We start from the raw sequence: 928 nt of genomic DNA, 5'->3' as shown, positions 1-928 counted from the left end.
CCTCCCCGCCCCCCCCGCGCGCGCCCCCCCGCCCCCCGCGCCCCCCCCCCCCCCGCCTGGGGGGGGTGGTCCGCCACACCTCGGGTCGTCGGGGGTCGGAATCCGACGGGGGGTCTGACCTGGTGTTTTCCTGGGAGGCGCTGAAGGTCAGCTCTTCCACGAGGGTCGGCCCGTAGTCGGTGCGGGCGCGCTTCATGCTGGCGAGCAGGTCCAGGTTCACCCGGTACAGGTCCGCGATCCGAGCACCGTTCTTCGGGCTGTACCGTTCGCCCGCTGCCAGCAGACCGCACTGGATCAGCCGCTGCTTGTTCGCCTTGGCGGCGGTCATCTTCATGTGCGCCTCGTCGGCCAACTGCTGCATGGAGGCGATCACGTAGCCCTTGGCGTCCGTGTGGTTGCAGCAGGCCATCAAGAACGCGCCCTCGCCAACGCTCAGGCCGTCGGCCTGGAACACGAGGTTCATGTGCTGGATCACTGAGCCACCCCCACCCGCTGGTGGCCGGCGGCTGCCGGAACGGCCACCAGCGGCACGGCCGGTGGGCGTGAGAGAGTCCGCGCGGTCGGCGGACGGTAGAACAGGCGACGCAAAGGGGTCATCTCCCCAGGTGAGGGAGCCATGACCAGCGTGTGTGACCTAGCGGGATCCCCGGAGTAGTGGCGTTGCGCAATCTCCTGCGCATACTCTGGGTATAGGTGACCACGCGGGCCCTTCGGGCCCACGGGCTTCACCCCCGGCGAGGTCACCTCACCGGACACGACTCAGGTTGGTAGCCGAGAGAGTCGATCGGGGGGGGGTGGGTGGGGGGGGCGGGGGGGGGGGCGGGTTGTGGGGTGGGGGGGCGGGGGGGGGGCCTGTTTGCTGGGTACTCGGCCGGCCTCGGGGGGGGATCGGCGGTGTGCGATAAGGGTGTTGACCCCGACCAGTACC

At 70.8% G+C, this 928-nt stretch carries 1 pseudogene; it reads right to left on the bottom strand.

Annotated elements, in window-relative coordinates:
- A pseudogene (locus tag ACFWI9_RS33180) lies at positions 1-475 on the bottom strand (hypothetical protein); the annotation flags it as partial.
- Positions 476-928: the final 453 nt, after the last annotated feature.

Origin of the sequence: Streptomyces sp. NPDC127084, assembly GCF_042724175.1 — a bacterium.
In the GTDB taxonomy this organism is placed as follows: domain Bacteria; phylum Actinomycetota; class Actinomycetes; order Streptomycetales; family Streptomycetaceae; genus Streptomyces.
This window is presented reverse-complemented; position numbering and strand designations above follow the sequence as displayed.